General features: G+C 60.8%; 15 protein-coding genes and 1 tRNA gene. 8 read left to right on the top strand and 8 right to left on the bottom strand.

Annotation, left to right across the window (positions count from 1 at the left end):
* Positions 1-93: 93 nt before the first annotated feature.
* Together IEX36_RS10755 and IEX36_RS17485 are read right to left on the bottom strand one after the other, a co-directional pair.
* Positions 94-167: transfer RNA gene (locus IEX36_RS10755), tRNA-Gln, on the bottom strand.
* 31 nt (positions 168-198) lie between these two features.
* Positions 199-1,503 carry a 4-(cytidine 5'-diphospho)-2-C-methyl-D-erythritol kinase gene (locus IEX36_RS17485; protein WP_229668875.1) on the bottom strand — a complete coding sequence of 435 codons (1,305 nt, stop codon included), beginning with the start codon at positions 1,501-1,503 and terminating at the stop codon, positions 199-201.
* 511 nt (positions 1,504-2,014) lie between these two features.
* Here IEX36_RS17485 and ggt point away from each other — a divergent pair.
* Together ggt and IEX36_RS10735 are read left to right on the top strand one after the other, a co-directional pair.
* Positions 2,015-3,763, top strand: a complete 1,749-nt coding sequence (gene ggt, locus IEX36_RS10740; RefSeq protein WP_229668874.1) for a gamma-glutamyltransferase — start codon at positions 2,015-2,017, stop codon at positions 3,761-3,763.
* Positions 3,764-3,801: 38 nt separating this feature from the next.
* A complete protein-coding gene (locus IEX36_RS10735; RefSeq protein ID WP_188759307.1) occupies positions 3,802-5,115 on the top strand; it encodes an energy transducer TonB in 1,314 nt (437 codons plus the stop codon).
* Positions 5,116-5,130: 15 nt separating this feature from the next.
* Here IEX36_RS10735 and IEX36_RS10730 read toward each other — a convergent pair whose 3' ends face one another.
* Positions 5,131-5,904 carry an SGNH/GDSL hydrolase family protein gene (locus IEX36_RS10730; protein ID WP_229668873.1) on the bottom strand — a complete coding sequence of 258 codons (774 nt, stop codon included), beginning with the start codon at positions 5,902-5,904 and terminating at the stop codon, positions 5,131-5,133.
* 33 nt (positions 5,905-5,937) lie between these two features.
* Positions 5,938-6,687 carry a GDSL-type esterase/lipase family protein gene (locus IEX36_RS10725; RefSeq protein WP_188759305.1) on the bottom strand — a complete coding sequence of 250 codons (750 nt, stop codon included), beginning with the start codon at positions 6,685-6,687 and terminating at the stop codon, positions 5,938-5,940.
* Positions 6,688-6,786: 99 nt separating this feature from the next.
* Between IEX36_RS10725 and IEX36_RS10720 the strand changes: the two genes are divergently transcribed.
* From IEX36_RS10720 to bamA, 5 genes are all read left to right on the top strand, one after another.
* Entirely contained in the window at positions 6,787-7,629 is an 843-nt protein-coding gene (locus tag IEX36_RS10720) for a sugar phosphate isomerase/epimerase family protein (RefSeq protein WP_188759304.1), read from the top strand.
* A gap of 99 nt (positions 7,630-7,728) precedes the next feature.
* Positions 7,729-8,739: a methyltransferase gene (locus IEX36_RS10715; RefSeq protein WP_188759303.1), complete on the top strand. Its 1,011-nt coding sequence runs from the start codon at positions 7,729-7,731 to the stop codon at positions 8,737-8,739.
* A 112-nt stretch (positions 8,740-8,851) separates the two neighbouring features.
* A complete protein-coding gene (gene asnS, locus IEX36_RS10710; RefSeq protein WP_188759302.1) occupies positions 8,852-10,186 on the top strand; it encodes an asparagine--tRNA ligase in 1,335 nt (444 codons plus the stop codon).
* Positions 10,187-10,259: 73 nt separating this feature from the next.
* Positions 10,260-10,433 carry a hypothetical protein gene (locus IEX36_RS10705; protein WP_188759301.1) on the top strand — a complete coding sequence of 58 codons (174 nt, stop codon included), beginning with the start codon at positions 10,260-10,262 and terminating at the stop codon, positions 10,431-10,433.
* Between the two features lie 234 nt (positions 10,434-10,667).
* Positions 10,668-13,634, top strand: coding sequence for an outer membrane protein assembly factor BamA (gene bamA, locus IEX36_RS10700; protein WP_188759300.1), 2,967 nt, complete (start codon positions 10,668-10,670; stop codon positions 13,632-13,634).
* A gap of 148 nt (positions 13,635-13,782) precedes the next feature.
* Here the strand turns inward: bamA and purF are convergent, their stop codons facing one another.
* The 4 genes from purF to dut are packed head-to-tail and all read right to left on the bottom strand — an operon-like array spanning position 13,783 to position 19,069.
* Entirely contained in the window at positions 13,783-15,252 is a 1,470-nt protein-coding gene (purF, locus tag IEX36_RS10695) for an amidophosphoribosyltransferase (RefSeq protein ID WP_188759952.1), read from the bottom strand.
* A 32-nt stretch (positions 15,253-15,284) separates the two neighbouring features.
* Entirely contained in the window at positions 15,285-17,630 is a 2,346-nt protein-coding gene (gene purL, locus IEX36_RS10690; RefSeq protein ID WP_188759299.1) for a phosphoribosylformylglycinamidine synthase subunit PurL, read from the bottom strand.
* Positions 17,631-17,683: 53 nt separating this feature from the next.
* Positions 17,684-18,583, bottom strand: coding sequence for a DUF5996 family protein (locus IEX36_RS10685; protein ID WP_188759298.1), 900 nt, complete (start codon positions 18,581-18,583; stop codon positions 17,684-17,686).
* A gap of 54 nt (positions 18,584-18,637) precedes the next feature.
* Complete coding sequence (dut, locus tag IEX36_RS10680; protein WP_188759297.1) at positions 18,638-19,069, bottom strand: dUTP diphosphatase; 432 nt, start codon at positions 19,067-19,069, stop codon at positions 18,638-18,640.
* A 207-nt stretch (positions 19,070-19,276) separates the two neighbouring features.
* Here dut and IEX36_RS10675 point away from each other — a divergent pair, with 207 nt between their 5' ends.
* The gene (locus IEX36_RS10675) at positions 19,277-19,756 is read left to right on the top strand and encodes a gluconate 2-dehydrogenase subunit 3 family protein (RefSeq protein ID WP_188759296.1); all 480 of its coding nucleotides are present in this window, start codon (positions 19,277-19,279) and stop codon (positions 19,754-19,756) included.
* Positions 19,757-19,796 lie beyond the last annotated feature (40 nt).

Below are 19,796 nucleotides of genomic sequence, written 5' to 3'. Positions count from 1 at the left end.
GCCTTCGTTCCGGCGAATCAAAATCCATCCAACTCCGCGGCCTGTTTCAGCCGCCAAAGAACCCTAAATTCATCGCGCGCGGGCGTCGTCTTTTGGCTGGGCGACTAGGATTCGAACCTAGACAAAGTGCTCCAAAGGCACTTGACCTACCATTAGTCGATCGCCCAGTAAGCCGTCAGTTCATAGGCCCTGACGGGGTCACTCCGCGAACATCTCGCGCCAGTAATCCGTGCGGGGCAGCGTAGTCGTTAGTAACGCCTTGCACCCAGACTCCTGAACGCGCCGTTGAGCCGCCACTGCATCCGCCTCGGACCGGTAAAGTCCAAACAGCGCCGACCCGGAACCCGAAAGCGCAGCATAAACAGCCGTGCCGCCGGAGCCAGCCGAACCATCACCCATCAATTGACGCTTGATCTGCCGCAAGGAGGGATGCTTAGGAAATACCACATCTTCAAAGTCATTCTGAAGACCACGGTTTCCAATCCCGGTGCGGACAAGCGCGAGAAGGGCATCCTCGGCCAGATCATTCATCGCCGTTGTCTGACCTCTGTCAGACTCAACCTGCTTCAAATCAGGCACTTCAACGCGAACGATACCGGATGTTCCAGCTTTACCATCGCCAGTCCTCGCTCCAACAGGGGCAGACAGGGACGCATAAGCAAGACTCAACATCTCAAGTCTATCGACCGCAGGAACGGAAGTCAACCCACGATTCTCCCGTAAAGCAGCTCTCGGAAGAGTAGAACTGGCCAAGCTTTCAGGGCCGAAGGCCCGTTTTATACCAGCCTGGGGCGAAGCCCCAGGTTCAGGGTGACCAGAGATTTCAGAGGGCTGAAAGCCCGACTCATCGCCGGGTGCCGTTAAGGGCACGGCTTCAGCGGTGCCGTAAACTCCACTGTGTGAAGAAGGGGCTTTAGCCCCTGAGGCCAAAGCATCCCAATCCCGAAAAGCCTGCGGCGTCGAAACCCCCACCTCCGGAACCGCCACCACACACCACGTCCGCGGAAAATCCGGCATAGCAAACACCATCTCCCCACGCCCCAGCCCCAGCACCGCTCCACCCAGCAAAAACAGAGGCACATCCGACCCCACCTCGCCCGCCAGCCGCAGTCGCTCAGCCCCCGGCAAAGCAAACCCAAGCTCCCGTTCCAACCCAAGCAAAGCCGCCGCTGCATTCGCCGACCCAGCCCCCATCCCACCCTGCACTGGCAGCCGCTTCTCTATATGGATAGCAACCTCAGCCGCCAACCCCAGCCGCCCAAGCGCCCGCTCCACCATCTTCCAGCAGGTATTCCGCGCATCCACCGGCACGCGCTTATCGTTCGTCGTCAAAGAAATCCGCGAAGCCGCGCCCGCACCCAGCATTCGAGCCGACACCGTCACCAGGTCATGCAGCCCCAGCGTCTGATACATCGTCGCCAGCCCATGAAACCCATCCCCGCGCACCGGCCCAATCGCCAGCCCAAGATTGATCTTCGAATACGAACGAACCGTCGTCGTCATAGCTCTTCATTCTAAATTCGCAACAGGACAAAGAGTCCTCAGGTGGAAGGGCACGGCTGGTAGCCCAGTGCTTTAGCCATGGGTCTCCGTGCCAAAACAAGCCCCGCGAAGCGCATCTCGCTCTGCCCTGAGCGAAGTCGAAGGGTCGGAGTGAAGCCCGTAGGGCGAAACGACCCGAATCCTCCGCGCCATCAATTCCTGTCAAGCCCCCAAAGCCCACATATCCCACCCGCAAAACCCGCCAACCCCAACCGATCAAACCACTTCCGCTACAAAAATTTTCTCCCGCAAGTTGGCGGTTTAGTTTTGTCCCACCCCGTAAAATAGAAACAGAATCAAGAAAGCCCCGGCACAAGCCGGGGCTTTTCTCATTGGGAGCGAAAGCCACTGAAAATGAAAACCTTGAAGTCCAGACTTAACCCAAATACTTTGAAGACTTTGCGCAAAAAGTAGGGGGGAGGGGGGGACAACCCGCTATCATGGTTCACCTGAGCCCACAGGAGAACCCGAAGTGACCGAATCACCCCGGAGCAGAGTCCTCGCCCTGCTCCTCGCCGTCGCCGTCCCCGCGCTTGCCCAGCCCCACTCCGAGCAGCCCGTCCGCGCCCGCCACGCGATGGTCGTCACCATCCAGCACAACGCCACCGACTCCGGCGTAGCCATCCTCAAGGAAGGCGGCAACGCCATCGACGCCGCCGTCGCGGTGGCCTTCTCCCTCGCCGTCGTCTACCCGCAGGCCGGAAACATCGGCGGCGGCGGCTTCATGCTCATCCGCATGCACGACGGCACCACCCACTTCCTCGACTACCGCGAAGAGGCTCCCGCCGCCGCCAGCACCAACATGTACCTCGACGCCCAGGGCAACGTCGTCCCCGGCATGTCCACCCTCGGCTACAAGGCCAGCGGAGTTCCCGGCACCGTCGCCGGCCTCGTCTACGCCCAGAGCCACTTCGGCAAGCTCACCCTCGCCCAGGACATGGCCCCCGCCATCGCCCTCGCCACCAACGGCTTCGTCCTCACCGAGCAGGAAGCCGACAACCTCCACGCCAAGAACGTCACCAGGTTCCCCGTCTCCGCCCACATCTTCCAGCGCGACGGCAACTTCTACCAGCCCGGCGACACCTTCCGCCAACCCGAGCTCGCCGAGACCCTCCGCCGCATCGCCGCCGACCCCGACACCTTCTACAAAGGCGCGATGGCACAGGAGATCGCCACCTTCGAGAAGGCCAACGGCGGCCTCATCACCGCCGCCGACCTCGCCGCCTACCAGGTCAAGGACCGCGCGCCGATCCTCGGCAACTACCGCGGCTACCAGGTCATCACCGCCCCGCCACCGTCCTCCGGCGGCCTCGTCCTTGTCGAGATCCTCAACATCCTCTCCGGCTACCACCTCCGGAAGCTCGGCCCCGACCGCAGCGTCGGCCAGGTCCACATCATCACCGAAGCCTTCCGTCGCGCCTACATGGACCGCGCCGACTATCTCGGTGACCCCGACTTCACCCCGCAACCCGTCGCCCAGATGACCAACCCGCGCTACGCCGCCGCCTGGCGCAAGACCATCAGCCGCACCAAACCCACGCCCAGCGCAGACCTCGTCCGCCCCGCAGGCTTCATGCCGCCCCCGCCGAAGATGCCGCCGCCCGCGCACGAATCCATGCAGACGACGCACTTCTCCATCGTCGACTCCGAAGGCAACGCCGTCGCCAACACCTTCACCCTCAACAACACCTTCGGCTCCGGCGTCACCGTCGCGGGCCTCGGCTTCCTGCTCAACGACGAGATGGACGACTTCGCCTCCAAGCAAGGCGTCCCGAACATGTACGGCCTCATTCAAGGCCCGGCGAACGCCATCGCCCCCTTCAAGCGCCCGCTCTCCGCGATGACCCCGACCATCATCACGCGCAAGGGCCAGCTCCGCTACGTCCTCGGCTCACCCGGCGGCTCGACCATCATCACCACCGTCGCCAACGACATCATCAGCACCATCGACAACCACCTGAACATCCAGCAGGCCGCCGACGCCCCACGCTTCCATCACCAATACCTGCCCGACCGCATCGACGTCGAGAAGAAGTTTCCCATCAAAGTCGTCGCACAACTCCGCGCGATGGGCTACGCCGTTCACCGCGACGCCGTCGCCGACGAGCACAACCCCGGAGTCTGGGGCGACAGCGAGCTGATCGCCATCGACCCCAAAACCCACGAGCTGCTAGGCGGCCACGACAACCGCCACGACTACGGCAAAGCCGAAGGCTATTGAAGGCCGTTAGGCACGGCTCTGTGAGGTATATTTGCACGATGAAAAACCTGGCCCTTGCAGGCATTCTCCTGCTTATTGCATCTCCATCTGCCTACACTCAGATCAAGCGAACTAGCATACCGATGGGGGATGAGGTAACCAAAGCACTGAACAAGACTCTGCTTACCGGGTCAGATGCGCGTCCCTTCCACATGCGGATTGTGGTCTCCGAACCTGATAACCCGCAATCTCCATATCAGGGGACCATTGAAGAGTGGTGGATGTCACCTGACCAGTGGCGGCGCGAAGTCACCGACAAAGAAGGCCTCAAGCAAACCATCGTCGTTGCTGAAGGCAAAAAGACAGAGAAGGACGAAGGAGATTATTTCCCGCTGTGGCTTCGTGAATTCGTCATTGCGGCTTTCGAACCTATCCCTGATGCTGCAGGATGGACAGCAAGCGGCATCCAGCTTGAACAAATTACGTTGCCCAATGGAAATAAATCCGATGCTTGTGCGCGAGCGCAATCAAAGATCGGAACGGGCGACAGGGCAACGGATGCCTTTTCGAATATCTGCTTCGATGGCAAAGGAATGCTGAAATTTTATGGCAGCCCGCGTTATGCAATGGAGTTCCATGATTACCGTGGCTTCGGCAAAAAGCAGTTTCCAATGCAATTCGTCAACGATCCAGAGCCGGGAACTAGACTCGTTGGCGCTGTGACTACTCTCGAAGACGAATCAAAAATAAAAAATGTAGCTGACCTTTTCACACCTCTCGGAGCAGACGACAATCGCTTTGAATCTGTGGCTGTGAGTTCGGCAGCGATGGAGCAGCTCAGTGCAGGTAACCCGGAAATCACTTGGCCCCCAGTGCAGTCGGGCAATGTCCATGGTCGGCTTGCAATGTATGTCTCGGTAGATAGAGATGGAGTAGTTCGAGAGGCATGGCCTTTGAATTCTGACAACGCTGGCCTGGATGATCCTGCGCGCGATCAGGTACGTCACTGGAAGTTCAAGTCCGCTGTTGATAAAAGCGGAAACCGCGTTCAGGTGGATGGCGGTCTAGGCTTTTCATTCGAAACAAAGATCGGTAACCCTTTGCCCGAGCTGAGCGATGCCGAGGTAAGAAGTCTTGCTATCAATCTTGTTGAGCCGAAATGGCCATCGAGTGGCCTTCAGTCTGGCGAAGTTATCGAAGTCCGAGTGAGTGTAGACGAGCAGGGCAAGCTTGCAGGTATTGGATTTACAAAGGTTCCAATCGCTGCTCAAGGCGCCGTGTTGAATGTATGGCACGAGTGGAAATTCCGGCCACTGATTCAGGACGGCAAGCCTCAATATTTCCACGGCGTGCTTCGCTTTGTCATCCCGTAATCAGAACACGGAGCGCTACTTCAGCGCCTTCGCAATCGCGGCCTCGGCCAGCGGAGCCATAATCGCGTACCCAGCCGTATTCGGATGCACGCCATCCTTGCTAATGCCCGGCTTCATGCCGCCATCGTCCGCAGCCATCGACGAGTAGTAGTCCAGATACGTCAGCGAGTGCGTCACGCAGTAGCCCTGCAACCAGTTGTTCAGCGTGCGAATCTTCGGTGCCGGATCGAGCCCCTTGTGCCAAGGAAAGTCCCGCGACGGCAGCACCGAAGCAAAGATCACGCGAATCCCATTGGCGCGCGCCAGATCAGCCATCGACTTCCAGTTCTCCTCCGTCATCTCCGGAGTCATCGGCCCTGTGTTTCCGGCCACGTCGTTCGTTCCCGCCAGAATCACAACGGCAGAAGGATGCAGGTCAATCACGTCCTGCCGGAACCGCACCACCATCTGCTCAGTCGTCTGCCCGCTGATGCCGCGGTTCACGTAAGGCTTGCCGGGAAAGAACTCGCCTGTGTCCGGCACTCTTCCCCAGGCATCGGTGATCGAGTCGCCAAAGAAGACCACGCGTTGTTCGCCCGCAGCCACTGGCCCCAACGCAGCGTTGTCTGCGCGATACCGCCCAAGCTGCGGCCAATCATCCAGCTTCGTCTTCATTGCGGCGATCTCCTTCGCCATCTGGGCCGAAGACGGCTCAGCAGCCGGAGAAGGTGAAGCTGCCGCTGCCTGACCATAGCTGGCAGGCACGCACGACGCACAAGCAAGAACAACTGCACAGGCAAAGATCTTCATTCGGTCACTCCATCCCATTGCAAATGTTGGTTATTATTCCTTTTTACCAAGAGCTTCATCAATCCCCGCCTGCACCAGCGGAGCCATCACCGCATAACCCTTCGGCGTCGCATGAACGCCATCCACTGTAAGGTCTGCCTTCATCCCGCCCTCCGAATTGACGAGCACGGAGTAGAAATCCACATAGACCAGCGAGTGGTTCGCGCAGTATGCCTTCAGCCACGCATTCGTCGTGCGAATGATTCCCGCCGGATGCATTCCGCGGTGCCAGGGAAAGTCCGACACCGGCGTGATCGACGTGAGGACCACGCGAATTCCATTCGCTTTGGCAAGGTCCACCATCGACTCCCAGTTATTCTCCGTCATCTCCGGCGTCAGCTTGCTGTTCGAGATATCGTTCGTCCCTTCCAGAATCACTACCGCCGCGGGATGCAGATCAATCACGTCCTGCCGAAACCGCAGCAGCAGTTGCGACGAAATCTGTCCGCCGATTCCTCGGTTGATATATGGCTTTCCCGGAAAAAACACGCTGCCATTCTTTCCCCAGTACTCCGCCACCGAAGCGCCATAAAACACCACGCGCTGCTCACCCGCAGCCACAGGAGCAAGCGCAGCATTGGCCGCGCGGTAATGATCCAGTTGAGGCCAGTCCGCCAACCTCTGCTGGATAGCCTCCCGCCGCGCCGCCTGGTCAGAAGACGGTGCAGCAGCCGGAGCAGCCTGTGCCTGTCCCATCGCAACTCCCAGCACCCCGCACAGACACGCGCACAACAGACGCCTCATCCAACGCTCCTTTCAGCAGCCCTCCGATTCTAACCGCGCCCCACGCGAACCTTGCAAGACACACACCACCCGTGCGCCTGCTGCTATACCCTAAGGGTGATGCAACCCGGCCTATCGACCCACGTCTTCCTGGAGCAGCGCCTGCACCCCGGCCTGCTCGATGCACTTCATCAAGGCGGCGCGAAGACCATCGAACTCTTCGCCGCGCGACACCACTTCGACTACACAGACCGCTCCAACCTGCGCGAGATCGCCTCCTGGTTCCGTTCGAATGAAGTAGCCGCCACGCTGCACCAGCCCATCTTCACCGAAGCGCACTGGTCGCGCCACGTAGCTCCATCGCTCAACCTCATTGACGCCGAAAAGTCGCGCCGCATCGATGCCATGGACGAGGTCAAGCGCGCGCTCGAGTCCGCCGAGCACATCCCCATCACCGCCGCAGTCCTTCACCTCGGCCTCAAAGACGAACCGTGGGACACACGCGCCCTCGAAAATTCGCTCACCGCCATCGAGCACCTGAAAGCATTCGCGCACCCACTCGGCATCCGCATCCTGCTTGAAAATCTCCAGAACGACGTCACTACGCCTGCGCACCTGCTCGAAATCCTCAAAGTCGGCCACTTCGACCGCGTCGGCATCTGCCTCGACGTAGGCCACGCGCACCTTGCTGCGCCGGAGAACAAAGGCATCGACGACGCCTTTGAGCATCTCGGCCCACGCATCGCCCAGCTTCACCTGCACGACAATCAAGGCCAGCGCGACGACCATCTCTGGCCCGGCTCCGGCACCATCGACTGGAAGAACCTGACGAAACACATCGCCGCGCTTCCCGCAGCCACACCCGGCATCTTCGAGATCTCCTACGATCTCGAAGAGACGCCAGACTCCATCGCCGCCAGGACCATTCAGTCCACCGACCTGATGAAGCGCGCCAGCGAGTAGTCCCAACCCTCCTGATTGCTCGAACATGCTTCGGTGTATAGTGGTGAACGCCTTCCCCTTCAACTCGGCCTGCCCTATCTGACCAGGAGGGTAGTCGCGATGAACGAGCCGCATCCCGATCATATTCTGCAGGTAGGCCTCGGCTTCTGGGCCTCGAAGACACTACTGAGCGCAGTCGAACTGGAACTCTTTACCGAGCTTGCCAATCGCCCCGCAACACTGGTCGAACTCAGCGCACGTCTCGGCCTGCATCCACGCTCCGCGCGAGACTTCCTCGACACTCTGGTCGCTCTCGAATTCCTTGAGCGCAAAGACGGCGTCTACAGCAACACTCCATCGACCGACCTCTTCCTTGACAAGCGCAAGCCGTCTTATCTCGGAGGCATGCTCGAGATGGCAAATCAGCGCCTCTATCCCTTCTGGGGAAATCTGACTACCGCACTGCGCAGCGGCGAACCGCAGAACGAGGCCAGCCGCGGCGGCGAGGACCTCTTTGCCGCGCTCTACGCCGACCCCGCCCGCCTGCGCGACTTCCTCAAGGCAATGACTGGTCTCAGCCACGGCGCCAACATGGCCATCGCGTGCAAGTTTCCTTTTGCGAACTACAAGTCCGCCGTCGACGTCGGCACCGCGCAGGGCGACCTCATCGCGCAGATTGCTCTAACCAACCCGCACATCACCGGCATTGGCTTCGACCTGCCCGGAGTTGCGCCTATCTTTGAGGACTATATCGCCGAGAACGGTCTCGACGGCCGCGTGCGCTTTCAACCCGGAAGCTTCTTCGACGGCCCTATCCCCAGGGCAGAGGTGGTCACGATGGGCCACATCCTCCACGACTGGGACCTCGACACCAAGAAGATGCTCATTTGCAAAGCGTACGATGCACTCCCCACCGGCGGCTCCCTGGTGGTCTACGAGTCCATCATCGACGACGACCGCCGCAAGAACGCCTTCGGCCTCCTCATGAGCCTCAACATGCTCATCGAAACCCGTGGCGGCTTCGACTACACCGGCGCCGACTGTATGGGCTGGATGAAAGAAGCCAGCTTCCGCGAGACCCGCGTCGAGCACCTCGTCGGCCCCGAGTCCATGGTCGTCGGCATCAAATAGCCCGCCCTGACAGCGCGCCCGCAGCCCGAACCGCGTTCTGCTTGCGATGGAGAACGCTGGGCTTCCTCTCGCTGCCCCGTGCGCTGCAAAGCGGGTACACTGTGGCAGTCCCATGACGACCACACATCCTCCCCTCGCTACGATTGCTTCCATCGGCCAGCACGAAGGTCAGACCATCACCCTGCGCGGCTGGCTCTACAACATGCGCGAGTCCGGCAAGCTGCTCTTCCCCATCTTCCGCGACGGTACCGGCACCATCCAGGGCATCGTGCCGAAGGCCGCCGTCACGCCCGAGGTCTTCGACCGCATCAAGTCGCTCACGCAGGAGTCCAGCGTCATCGTCACCGGCAAGGTCCGCGCCGACAAGCGCGCGCCCTCCGGCTACGAGCTCGATGTCGAGAATGTCGAGATCGTCCAGCTCGTCAGCGAAGCCGACCCGTTCCCCATCACGCCCAAAGAGCACGGCATCGACTTCCTCATGGAGCACCGCCACCTCTGGATGCGCACCCCACGCCAGTCGGCCATCCTGCGCATCCGCGCCACCATCATGCGCGCCGCGCAGGAGTACTTCGACACCAACGGCTTCGTCCGCACCGACCCGCCCATCCTCACACCAGCCGCCTGCGAAGGCACCAGCACGCTCTTCGAGCTTGACTACTTCGGCGACCCCGCCTACCTCACCCAGTCCGGCCAGCTCTACATCGAAAGCACCGCGCTCGCCCTGGGCAAGGTCTACAGCTTCGGCCCCACCTTCCGCGCCGAGAAGTCAAAGACCCGCCGCCATCTCACCGAGTTCTGGATGATCGAACCCGAAGTCGCCTGGCTCGAACTCGACGGCCTCATGGACCTGGCCGAAGCCTTCATCACCCACATCGTCGGGCGTGTACTCGAACTGCACCAGGCGGACCTGAAGGTCCTCGGACGCGACCCCGCGAAGCTCGAAGCCATCAAGGCCCCGTTTCCACGCATCTCGTATGACGAAGCCCATGCGATGCTCGACGAGGCATACAAGGCCGGCAAGCTCGAAAATCCGCACCAGTACGGCGACGACTTCGGCTCACCCGACGAGACCTACATCTCCAATCAATTCGACCGCCCCGTCATGGTGCACCGCTATCCGGCAGCCTTCAAGGCCTTCTACATGCAGCCCGACCCTGCGGACCCCACCAAAGCGCTCTGCGTCGACGTGCTCGCTCCCGAAGGCTACGGTGAGATCATCGGCGGCTCGCAGCGCATCGACAGCTACGACCTCCTCAAGTCGCGCATCGAAGAACACAACCTCCCACTCGAAGCCTTCGCCTGGTACCTCGACCTGCGCAAATACGGCAGCGTCCCGCACGCAGGCTTCGGCATGGGCATCGAACGGGTCGTCGGCTGGCTCTGCAACCTCGACCACGTCCGCGAAACCATCCCCTTCGCCAGAACGCTCAACCGCATCTACCCGTAACCAGTCACGAGAACGGCAGAATTTTCCGGTGAGGCATGGCAACCCATCCACCCGGCCTGAATTCTTAAAGCCCATGGCCAAGCCAGACATCGACCTTCTCGTGAAGCAGCTTCGCGCCAAAGGGCACGAGGTCAAGTACGTCCACGCTGTTCCCGACAACGCAGGTGAGTACGAGTTCACCATCGATGGCGCCTACCTGAACCTCGAAGAGGCACGGCAGGTACTCGAGCGCGACGACCGGAAGTAGCCGGGTCTCCCGCGCGTCTCGTCGTATCGGCCACAATGCCCACGCACGGTGGTCTCGAACACCTTTGCGTCCCGCTACCCGTCCAAGAGATTATTAAAGCTGGAATTTGTTGTGGCAGTGCGGCTTGGCGCGGCGGAATCTTCCCGGTGAACTCGCTATCGACGCCCTCGCTCCCATATAATCAAGACTTCGCTAAGTTTGCTGGCGGAGCGTCATTTTTCGAGCAGTGAGGGTGTGCGTATCTTTACCGTGAATCGAGAGAGCGGAAGCTCCCTGAAATGCAAGACCAAGCCTGTGTGCACGCGCTCCAGCCGCTCCCGTATCGTCTGCGCTGTCGCGTTTGTTGCGTTGGCGGCTCTATCTGCCGCCGTGTTGCCTGCCCAGACGCTGCCGGGCATTTCGACCCCTTCGGCATCGTCTCTGACACCCCAGACTCTCTGCACCCCGGAGGTCATCGGCAACCGCCGCATCCCCAAGGAGTCCGTGCTGGCTCGCCTGTTCAGCCACGAGGGCGACACCTACGATCCCGCCGTCGTCGAGCGCGACTTCAACTCCCTCTGGAACACCAGCTACTTCGACGACGTACGCATCGAGAAGGTGGACACCCCCAAGTGCGTCCAGCTCGTCATCTATGTCCGCGAAAAACCCACCATTCGCGAGATCGACTACAAGGGCCTCAGCTCCGTCACGCAGTCTGACGTGCTCGATCGCTTCAAAAAGGCAAAGGTCGATATCTCGGTCGAGAGCCAGTACGACCCCACCGTCGTCAAGCGCGCTGAAGTCGTCCTGCGCGATCTACTCGCCGAGCACGGCCATCAGTTCGCCACCATCGTCACGCAGGTCAAGACGATCCCGCCCGCCTACGTCAACATCACCTTCAACATAAAAGAAGGCCCCACGGTCAAAGTGGGCAAGATCGAGTTCCAGGGCAACCAGCAGGTCTCGAGCCGCGTTCTGCGTCGCGCCATGGTCAACTCGAGGCCGATTGGCATCCCCCATTCGATCATCCTTGAGAACCTCTTCGCCCGCACCTTTGACGAGAGCAAGCTCGACGAAGACACCGAGCGCGTCCGCCAGGCCTATCGCGACCGCGGCTACTTCAAGGCGCTCACCAGCACGCCCATCACGCACGTGCGCGACGCCGGCGGCCTGAACCCCTTCACTCTTCGTCCCTCCAAAGGCAAGCGCATCGACATCCTGATGCCCGTTGAAGAGGGCGCTCGTTACCGGCTGGGCACCATCACCTTCAAGGGCAACAAGGCCGTCACTAACACCAAGGTGCTCCGCGCGCAGTTCGCCATGAAGGACGGCGACTGGTTCGATGCCGGGAAGTTTGGCAAAGGCCTCGAACAGCTCCGCAAGGCCTACGGCGAGCTCGGCTACATCAACTTCACCGGCACGCCGATTCCGACCATCGACGACGTCCACAAGGTCATCAACCTCGAGATCGACATCGACGAAGGCAAGCCCTTCTACGTCTCCCGCATCGAGTTCACCGGCAACACCATCACCCGCGACAAGGTCATCCGCCGCGAGCTTCTCCTCGAAGAAGGCCAGCTCTACAACAGCCATCTCTGGGAACTCTCCATCATGCGGCTGAACCAGTTGAACTACTTCGACACCCTCAAGGTCGACCAGGACTCCGAGACCCGCCTGAACCAGGACGACGGCACCGTCGACCTGCTCCTCAAGCTCAAGGAGAAGGGCAAGAACTCCATCGGCCTGAACGGCGGCATCAGCGGTCTCTCCGGCACCTTCATCGGCCTCAACTACGAGACGAACAACTTCCTTGGCCTCGGTGAAACCCTCTCCGTGCAGGCAAACGTCGGCGACCTCCAGCGCAACCTCAGCTTCGGCTTTACGGAGCCTTACCTGCGCAACAAGCCGATCTCGCTCGGCGTGCAGCTCTTCACCAGCAAGTTCGACTACAACCCGGCCAAGAGCTACTCCATCTCGAACAACACGTCTGCAAACCTGAGCACGGCCGAGCAGTCGCTGTTGACCAACTACAATCAGTCCACTACAGGCATGACGGTCACGGTCAGCGAGCCGCTGCGGCACCTCTTCTCTCGCACCGGCGTCACCCGTGTCGGCTTGGCATACTCGCTCTCTCGTGCCTCGGTTACGACGTTCAACGACAATACGCGCAACGTCTTCCAGTCGCTCGCCTTCCGCTCCGGCGTCCAGGGGCCGGACCAGTTGTCCGGCATCATCACTTCGGTGCTTACGCCCAGCTTCAGCTTCTCCAGCCTCGACCGCGCCGTCGGCCCGCATAATGGCAGGGACTTCAACATCGACTTCCAGGTCGCTGGTGTCGGTGGCAACGTCAAGTACTTCGAGCCGGCGATGAGCTATCGCCAGTTCTTCCCCATGAAGGGCATACGCATTAACCGCGAGGGCCACAATGTCCTCGCCTTCCGCGCACAGCTCGCCCACGTTGAGGGCTTCGGAGGTGAAGTCGCCCCGCCCACCAACCGCATCTACAGCGGCGGCGACAGCGACGTCCGCGGCTTCGATATCCGCTCTGCCGGACCGTACGCCTTTATTCCAGTCCGCACACTGTTCAACCTGACGAACCCCGACGGCACCACCGTGCCGCGCGACCCCACCAACCCAGCCCTCGGCAACGTCCAGATTCCTCTGCCCATTTATCGCATGGTGCAGATTGGCGGCGACACCAGCATCACGTCCAACCTTGAGTACCGCATCCCAATCATGGACCGGGTCGTCTTCTCGTTCTTTACCGACTTCAACATGACCTTCGATGCGTTACCGGGTCAGTTGCGTCAAAGCGTCGCCGGAAACAACATCCTCAGCGGTGCCGCTTACGGCTGCCCGTCGTATATCAACGGCGCCTGCTATGGCACACAGTCGGTCGCCTTCCCCTACCAGTTGAAGGTGGTTCCGGGCACAAACTATGTGCCACGCATGTCCAACGGCGCGCAGCTTGAGGTCACACTTCCCATCGTCAACGCGCCCTTCCGGCTCTACTACGCGTTCAACCCGCTGCGCCTCTACAAGACTGTTCCGCAGGAGCTGGCCGTGCCCAACACCGGTGCGGGCAACACCTTTCAGAGCTACTTCCCGACTACAGGCGCAGGCTTATACAGTTATCAGCAAGCAGTACAGTTTTACGGTGCAGACTACGTGCTCCGCGAGCCGCGTAAGACGTTCCGCCTCACCGTCAGCACCAGTTTCTAACCAATCGAATCAACGCAGCAAAAAAGGACGGGCGCTTAGCCCGTCCTTTTCGCTGTCCTAGCAGATAGTCGTTTCAAATAGTCATTGTCATCCTTCCGCGTAGCGGGAGGACCTGCTTTTCTTCACCGGGCCAGCGATAAGAGCCGTCCTACAGCGCAGCCCCAGCCGGCAGAATCTCCGACACATCCACCCACTGCGTCGGATACTCCCCCGTATAGCACGCCGTGCAGAACGAAGCAGGCGACAGCCCATCCACCGGCTCGCCCGTCGTGCACGAGTGCGTCAGCCCAGGCAGCGACAGGTATGCCAGCGAATCCGCCTCGATGAACTTGCAGATATCTTCAATCGAATGGTTCGCCGCGATCAGGTCCTTCTTGCTCGGCGTGTCCACGCCATAGAAGCATGGCGATATCGTCGGCGGACATGAGATGCGCATATGCACCTCCTTCGCTCCCGCCGCCCGCACCATGCGGACAATCTTGCGCGACGTAGTCCCGCGAATGATCGAGTCATCGATCAGGATGACGCGTTTGCCATCGAGCAAGCTGCGCACCGGGTTCAGCTTCATCCGCACGCCGAAGTCCCTCACGCGCTGCTCCGGCTGAATAAACGTGCGCCCCACATAGTGATTCCGGATCAGTCCGAAATTGAACGGAATCCCCGACTCTGCCGCATAGCCAAGCGCAGCCGTCACGCCTGAGTCAGGCACAGGCACAACCAGATCGGCAGGAACACCGGACTCACGCGCAAGCTGACGGCCCATCTCCTCACGCGACTTCTGCACCCAGCGGCCGAAGACCCGCGAGTCGGGCCGTGAGAAGTAGACGTGCTCGAAGACGCACGAAGCAGTCGGAACAGTCTCACGCGCAAAACGCCTGCTGGTCACGCCATCTTCCGAGACCATCACCAGCTCGCCCGGCTCCACATCGCGCTCGTACTTCGCATGAAGCAAGTCGAAGGCGCAGGTCTCAGATGCAAACACAAACGTATCCGGCGCGCCATCTACGCCAGGAATGCGCCCCATCGAAAGCGGCCGGAAGCCATGCGGATCGCGCGCCGCAAAGACTCGGTTGCGCGTCATCATCACAATGGAAAACGCTCCGTCCACCTGCGCGAGCGAGTCGGCAATACAGTCCACCAGCGTGGAGCACTTCGAGTGCGCAATAAGCTGAACGATGATCTCCGTATCCGAAGTCGTCTGAAAGACCGCCCCATCGCGCTCCAGCCGCTCACGCGAGTTGCCCAGGTTCACCAGGTTGCCGTTGTGCGCAATCGCAATCAACCCTCGCGTGCTCTCGACCGAGATGGGCTGCGCATTCAGCAGCGCCGAGTCACCCGTCGTAGAGTAGCGCGTATGCCCGATGGCCATGTGGCCGGGCAGCCGCGCCAGCACGTCGTCGGTGAAGATCTCCGAGACCAGCCCCATACCCTTGATGTCGTTCACCTGCTGGCCATCAGCCGAAGCGATACCGGCCGACTCCTGCCCGCGATGCTGCAGCGAATACAGGCCCCAGTAAGTAAGCCGCGCCGCATCAGGATGGTTATAAACAGCCATCACACCGCACTCTTCGCGCAGCTTGTCAAAAGGAGTCGCGTCGTCTTGCATATCGTCGATCATCACGTCCTTCTCAAGAGCGGTGAGTTGATTCTTCATGCCGTCATCACCTCACCCGCAAGCTGCGACTCAAGAGCACCCATCCACGCGGACCTGAGCCCCGTGACCGAATCAGCAATTGCCGACCCCTTCGGTGTAAAGACATCCAGCATCTTTCCCCCGGTCGTGCCGACATCGCGGACCGTCAGGCTACCAAACCGACCGCAAACCTCAACGAGCTTCAGAAACGCCTCATCAGTGCATGTCGCAACCACCATGCTGGCTTCCTCAGCAAAAAGCTCCGCTGCGTACGCATCACCACTCAGGTGATCGAGGCTAACCGCCGCGCCCACGCCCTTCGCAATGCAAGCCTTGGCAAGCGCCACTGCAATGCCTCCATCAGAAACATCGCCAGCGGAGGTAATCAAACGCTCATGAGCCAAAGCCGTGAGGCACTTGTTCAACTCCGCCTCTTCTCCTAAGTCCAATTTCGGTGGCGCGCCCCAGAAAGCTCCCAGAACGCTGTTCGCGTAGTCAGAAGAACCGAATTGCCGAAGCCGCGCGCCGTTATCACCAGACGCTTTGGCCGACAGCAGAATCACCCGCTCGCCGCCCTTCTGAAACCCGCTCGGCACACTCTTCGTTACATCATCAATAATCCCAACAATCCCCAGCACCGGCGTCGGATAAATCCCTTCGCCCTTCGTCTCGTTGTAGAGCGAGACGTTGCCGCCCGTCACCGGCGTTCCCAGCGCCGTACAAGCCTCAGCAATACCGTCGATGGCCGCCGAAAGCTGCGCCATAATCTCCGGCTTCTCCGGATTGCCGAAGTTCAGGCAGTTCGTGGCCGCAACCGGAGTCGCGCCCGTACACGCAACCTTGCGCGCGGCCTCAGCCACCGCGTGCATCGCACCCAGCTTCGGATCCAGATAGCACCAGCGCCCATTGCCCGCCAGCGCCATCGCCAACCCGCGCGGCGTGCCCTTGATGCGCATCACCCCGGCTTCGCCGCCAGGTCCCTGCACCGTGTTCGTCTGCACCATCGAGTCGTACTGCTCATACACCCAGCGCTTGTCGCAGATGTTCGCGCTCGCCAGCAGCTTCTTCAGGTCGGCGGTATAGTCGCGCGGCTTCTTCAACTCTTCAAGCACATGCGCCGGAGGATCAATCGGCACCGGAGCCTTCCACTCACCCACCGGGCGCCGATACACCGGAGCATCATCCGTCAAAAACTTATTCGGAATATCAGCCACCAGTTCGCCATGCTGCGTAATCCGCATGTTCGGCTCCGCAGTCACTTCGCCGACAATCGAAGCATCCAGTCCCCACTTGGTGAAGACATCGAGCACCTCCTGCGCGCGCGTCTTGTCCGCGACCAGCAGCATCCGCTCCTGCGACTCCGAAAGCATGATCTCGTAGCTCGACATGCCGGTCTCACGCTGCGGCACACGGTCGAGCTCGACGGTCAGGCCAAGCTCGCCGCGCGCGCCCATCTCGCAGGTCGAGCACGTCAGCCCCGCCGCGCCCATATCCTGAATGCCGAGCACCGCGCCGGTAGCCATCGCCTCCAGGCAAGCCTCCAGCAGCAGCTTCTCCATAAACGGATCGCCCATCTGCACGTTAGGCCGCTTCTGCTCACTGCCTTCGGTGAATTCTTCGCTGGCCATCGTCGCTCCGTGAATCCCATCACGGCCCGTCTTCGCGCCCACATAGATCACCGGATTGCCCACACCAACGGCCTTCGCATAGAAGATCTCGTCAATCTTGACGAGGCCCAGCGCAAACGCATTCAGCAGTGGATTGCCGCTGTAGCACGCTTCAAACCGTGTCTCGCCGCCCAGATTCGGCACGCCGAAGCAGTTGCCGTAGCTCGCAACGCCATGCACGACGCCGGTAGCAATCTGGTGGTTCTTGCTCCGCAGCGCCTCGTCCGGTTCCGCCTCATCGAGCGGGCCAAACCGCAGCGAATCCATCACCGCCAGCGGCCTTGCATTCATCGTGAAGATATCGCGCAAAATGCCGCCAACCCCAGTCGCCGCGCCCTGATGCGGCTCAATGTAGCTGGGGTGGTTGTGCGACTCGATCTTGAACGCGCAGGCCCATCCATCGCCCACGTCGATGATGCCCGCATTCTCGCCCGGCCCCTGCACCACGCGCTCAGACTTCGTCGGCAGCCGCTTCAGGTGCACGCGCGACGACTTATAGGAGCAATGCTCCGACCACATCACCGAGAAGATCCCCAGCTCGGTCAACGACGGCGTACGGCCCAGCGAGGCCTCAATCCGGGCATACTCGTCCGGCGTAATGCTGTGTTGCTTCAGCAGCGCCGGAGTAATGGCCGTGGGGGCAGGAATCTGCGTCTGGGACGTCTGTGTAGGGGGCTGAACTTGCGTATTGGGCATGGCTCGCTCCCTTAATTGTCGCATGGCCACGGCAGCATGGCGACCTGCCGACGCTACTGCCGCTCAAGCGTGGAGCGGTCCCACTTTGCCAGGTCTGCCGCAGCCTCGTAAGTGCTTGTAAGGAACTCCATCAGCGCCACATCCGGCGAAGTTTCAGCGAGCAAGGCATCGTATTTGAAGATGAACTCGCCCAGCGTAGCGTCCCATCCCGCAGCCCTCGGACGGATAGCCACTTGGCCAAGCCCCTCGGGAACAGGAGCTGCATAGGCGTAGAACGCCGCCGCCCCATAGCCGCCGTTCCCGGGCCAGAAGCCCGCGCTGATGACCTCATGCGAGTACGCCTCACGCTGAATCCCGTCCGCGCCCTCTCGCGGCGGCGCCGGACGCCCGGAAAAGCGTGTCACCGCGAGATCGAAGCTGCCCCAGAAGAAGTGCACCGGGCTGATCTTTCCGAGAAAGCCCGTGCCGAAACGCTTGAAGATCCTTTCGGCATCAACAAGCACCCGCCAGAACCGCTGAGCATAGACAGGGTCGTAAGCATCATGCACCGTGTCGAGATCGAACCGGATAGGGTTCGGCACCTCGACCGGCATCGGATTGATCCTGACATCGACGCCGAGCGAGTCGAGACAGACCAGATACTTTTTGTAAAAGCTGGCAACACTCTGCGCGCGAAGCGGCAGCGACGCCTCAGGGCCAGAGCCATGACGAAGATGCAGATGGTGTGTCAGGAAGTCAAATTCAATATCGAGAACATCTCCCCCGCAAGGCATGGCGGAGGTCCCCAGCCCATGCGCGGTGACGTACAACGGCACATTCCACCAGTGGTTCTGAAGCGGCGTGAGCGCCAGTCGGGTCTTGCCGACAATCTGCGTCCACATATGCAGCGTATCGGCGGTCGCGGCCCATTCATTCCACGGCAAGGCTGGCCATTGTGAGGACTGTGTGCTCATCTCATCGCCTCCAAAACAGACAGGAGATGAGCATACGCCCGTTGCGCGCTCGTTTCAGAAACCGGTGCTGCCAAACCCACCCGCGCCGCGCGGAGTTTCGGCCAGCGTTGCGACCTCTTCAAACTGCGCTTCGATTCGCTGAACAATGCGAAGCTGCGCAATCCGGTCGCCTGCCTTGATCTCCGCCGCGGCGTGGCCCAGGTTGGTGATCACAATGCGAATCTCGCCGCGATAGCCCGGATCGATCACTCCCGCCAGCGTCGTCACTCCGCGCATCGCCAGGCCCGAGCGGTCTTCGACCAACGCACCATGCGTCGAGGGGAACTCCATCGCCAGCCCGGTCGGCACAGCGAGCGTAGCTCCCGGAGTCAGCGTAGCGCCCTCCGATGCGTAGAGGTCAGCGGCCAGGTCGCCATACGGACCGTTGTGGGCATAGCGGGGAAGTTGAGCTGCGGGGTGCAGTTTCTGGACCTTAATGTGAGGCATAAACAAGTTTTATCAGACCCACTCAACAAAGCTGCACGCAGAGTTTTTTCACCGTCATCGCGCGGCAGAAGGGAATACAACTTTCGGGGAAGACTCAAGTAGGGTCGGTTCCGAGATTTCCTCCGGCAGGTGCGTTTATATAAGTAGAAACAACAGGCCAGACGGCTACAAGCAAGTGAAGCTGCCGGACCCGAAGGGGGCTGCAACATGGCAATCAGTGCGGAGTATCTGAAGCTGAGCCAGCCAGACCGGATCACGCCGATGCAGGACAGCCTTTCCGGGCGCACCGCCGACGCGGACGCCCAATACGTTCCACATTCCATGAGCGTCGCGCAGTTCACCACGCTCTACGCCGTGGTCAAGCGGATGATCTCCCGTCTGCACGAGGCCATCGCCGCGCCAAGCCACGTCGCCACAGGGCTCGATGCCAGCCTCGCCCGAGAGGGAAACTCTTCGGCCCCTGCGAACGCCGAGACATATCCGCTCGGCCTCGATGCGCTCGATGAGCTGGCGCGTACCCGAACAGGTTTTTCCTTCGCCGAGCTATCACCCGAGCTGCAGGACGTCGTGCTCGACATGATCGCATCCGGCGATCTCACTGCCGGCGGACTGGATCTGGCCGAGTGGCTCAAGGGCCTCAATAGCCACGCAGCGCCCGATACAGTTCGCAAACCGGACGCGGCCTGACAACACGCTAAAATCGTGGTTGCATGGTCAACCGTCTTGT

Origin of the sequence: Edaphobacter acidisoli (genome assembly GCF_014642855.1) — a bacterium.
Classification (GTDB): domain Bacteria; phylum Acidobacteriota; class Terriglobia; order Terriglobales; family Acidobacteriaceae; genus Edaphobacter; species Edaphobacter acidisoli.
The sequence above is the reverse complement of the archived record's forward strand: the minus strand, read 5'-3'. Positions and strand labels throughout refer to the sequence as shown.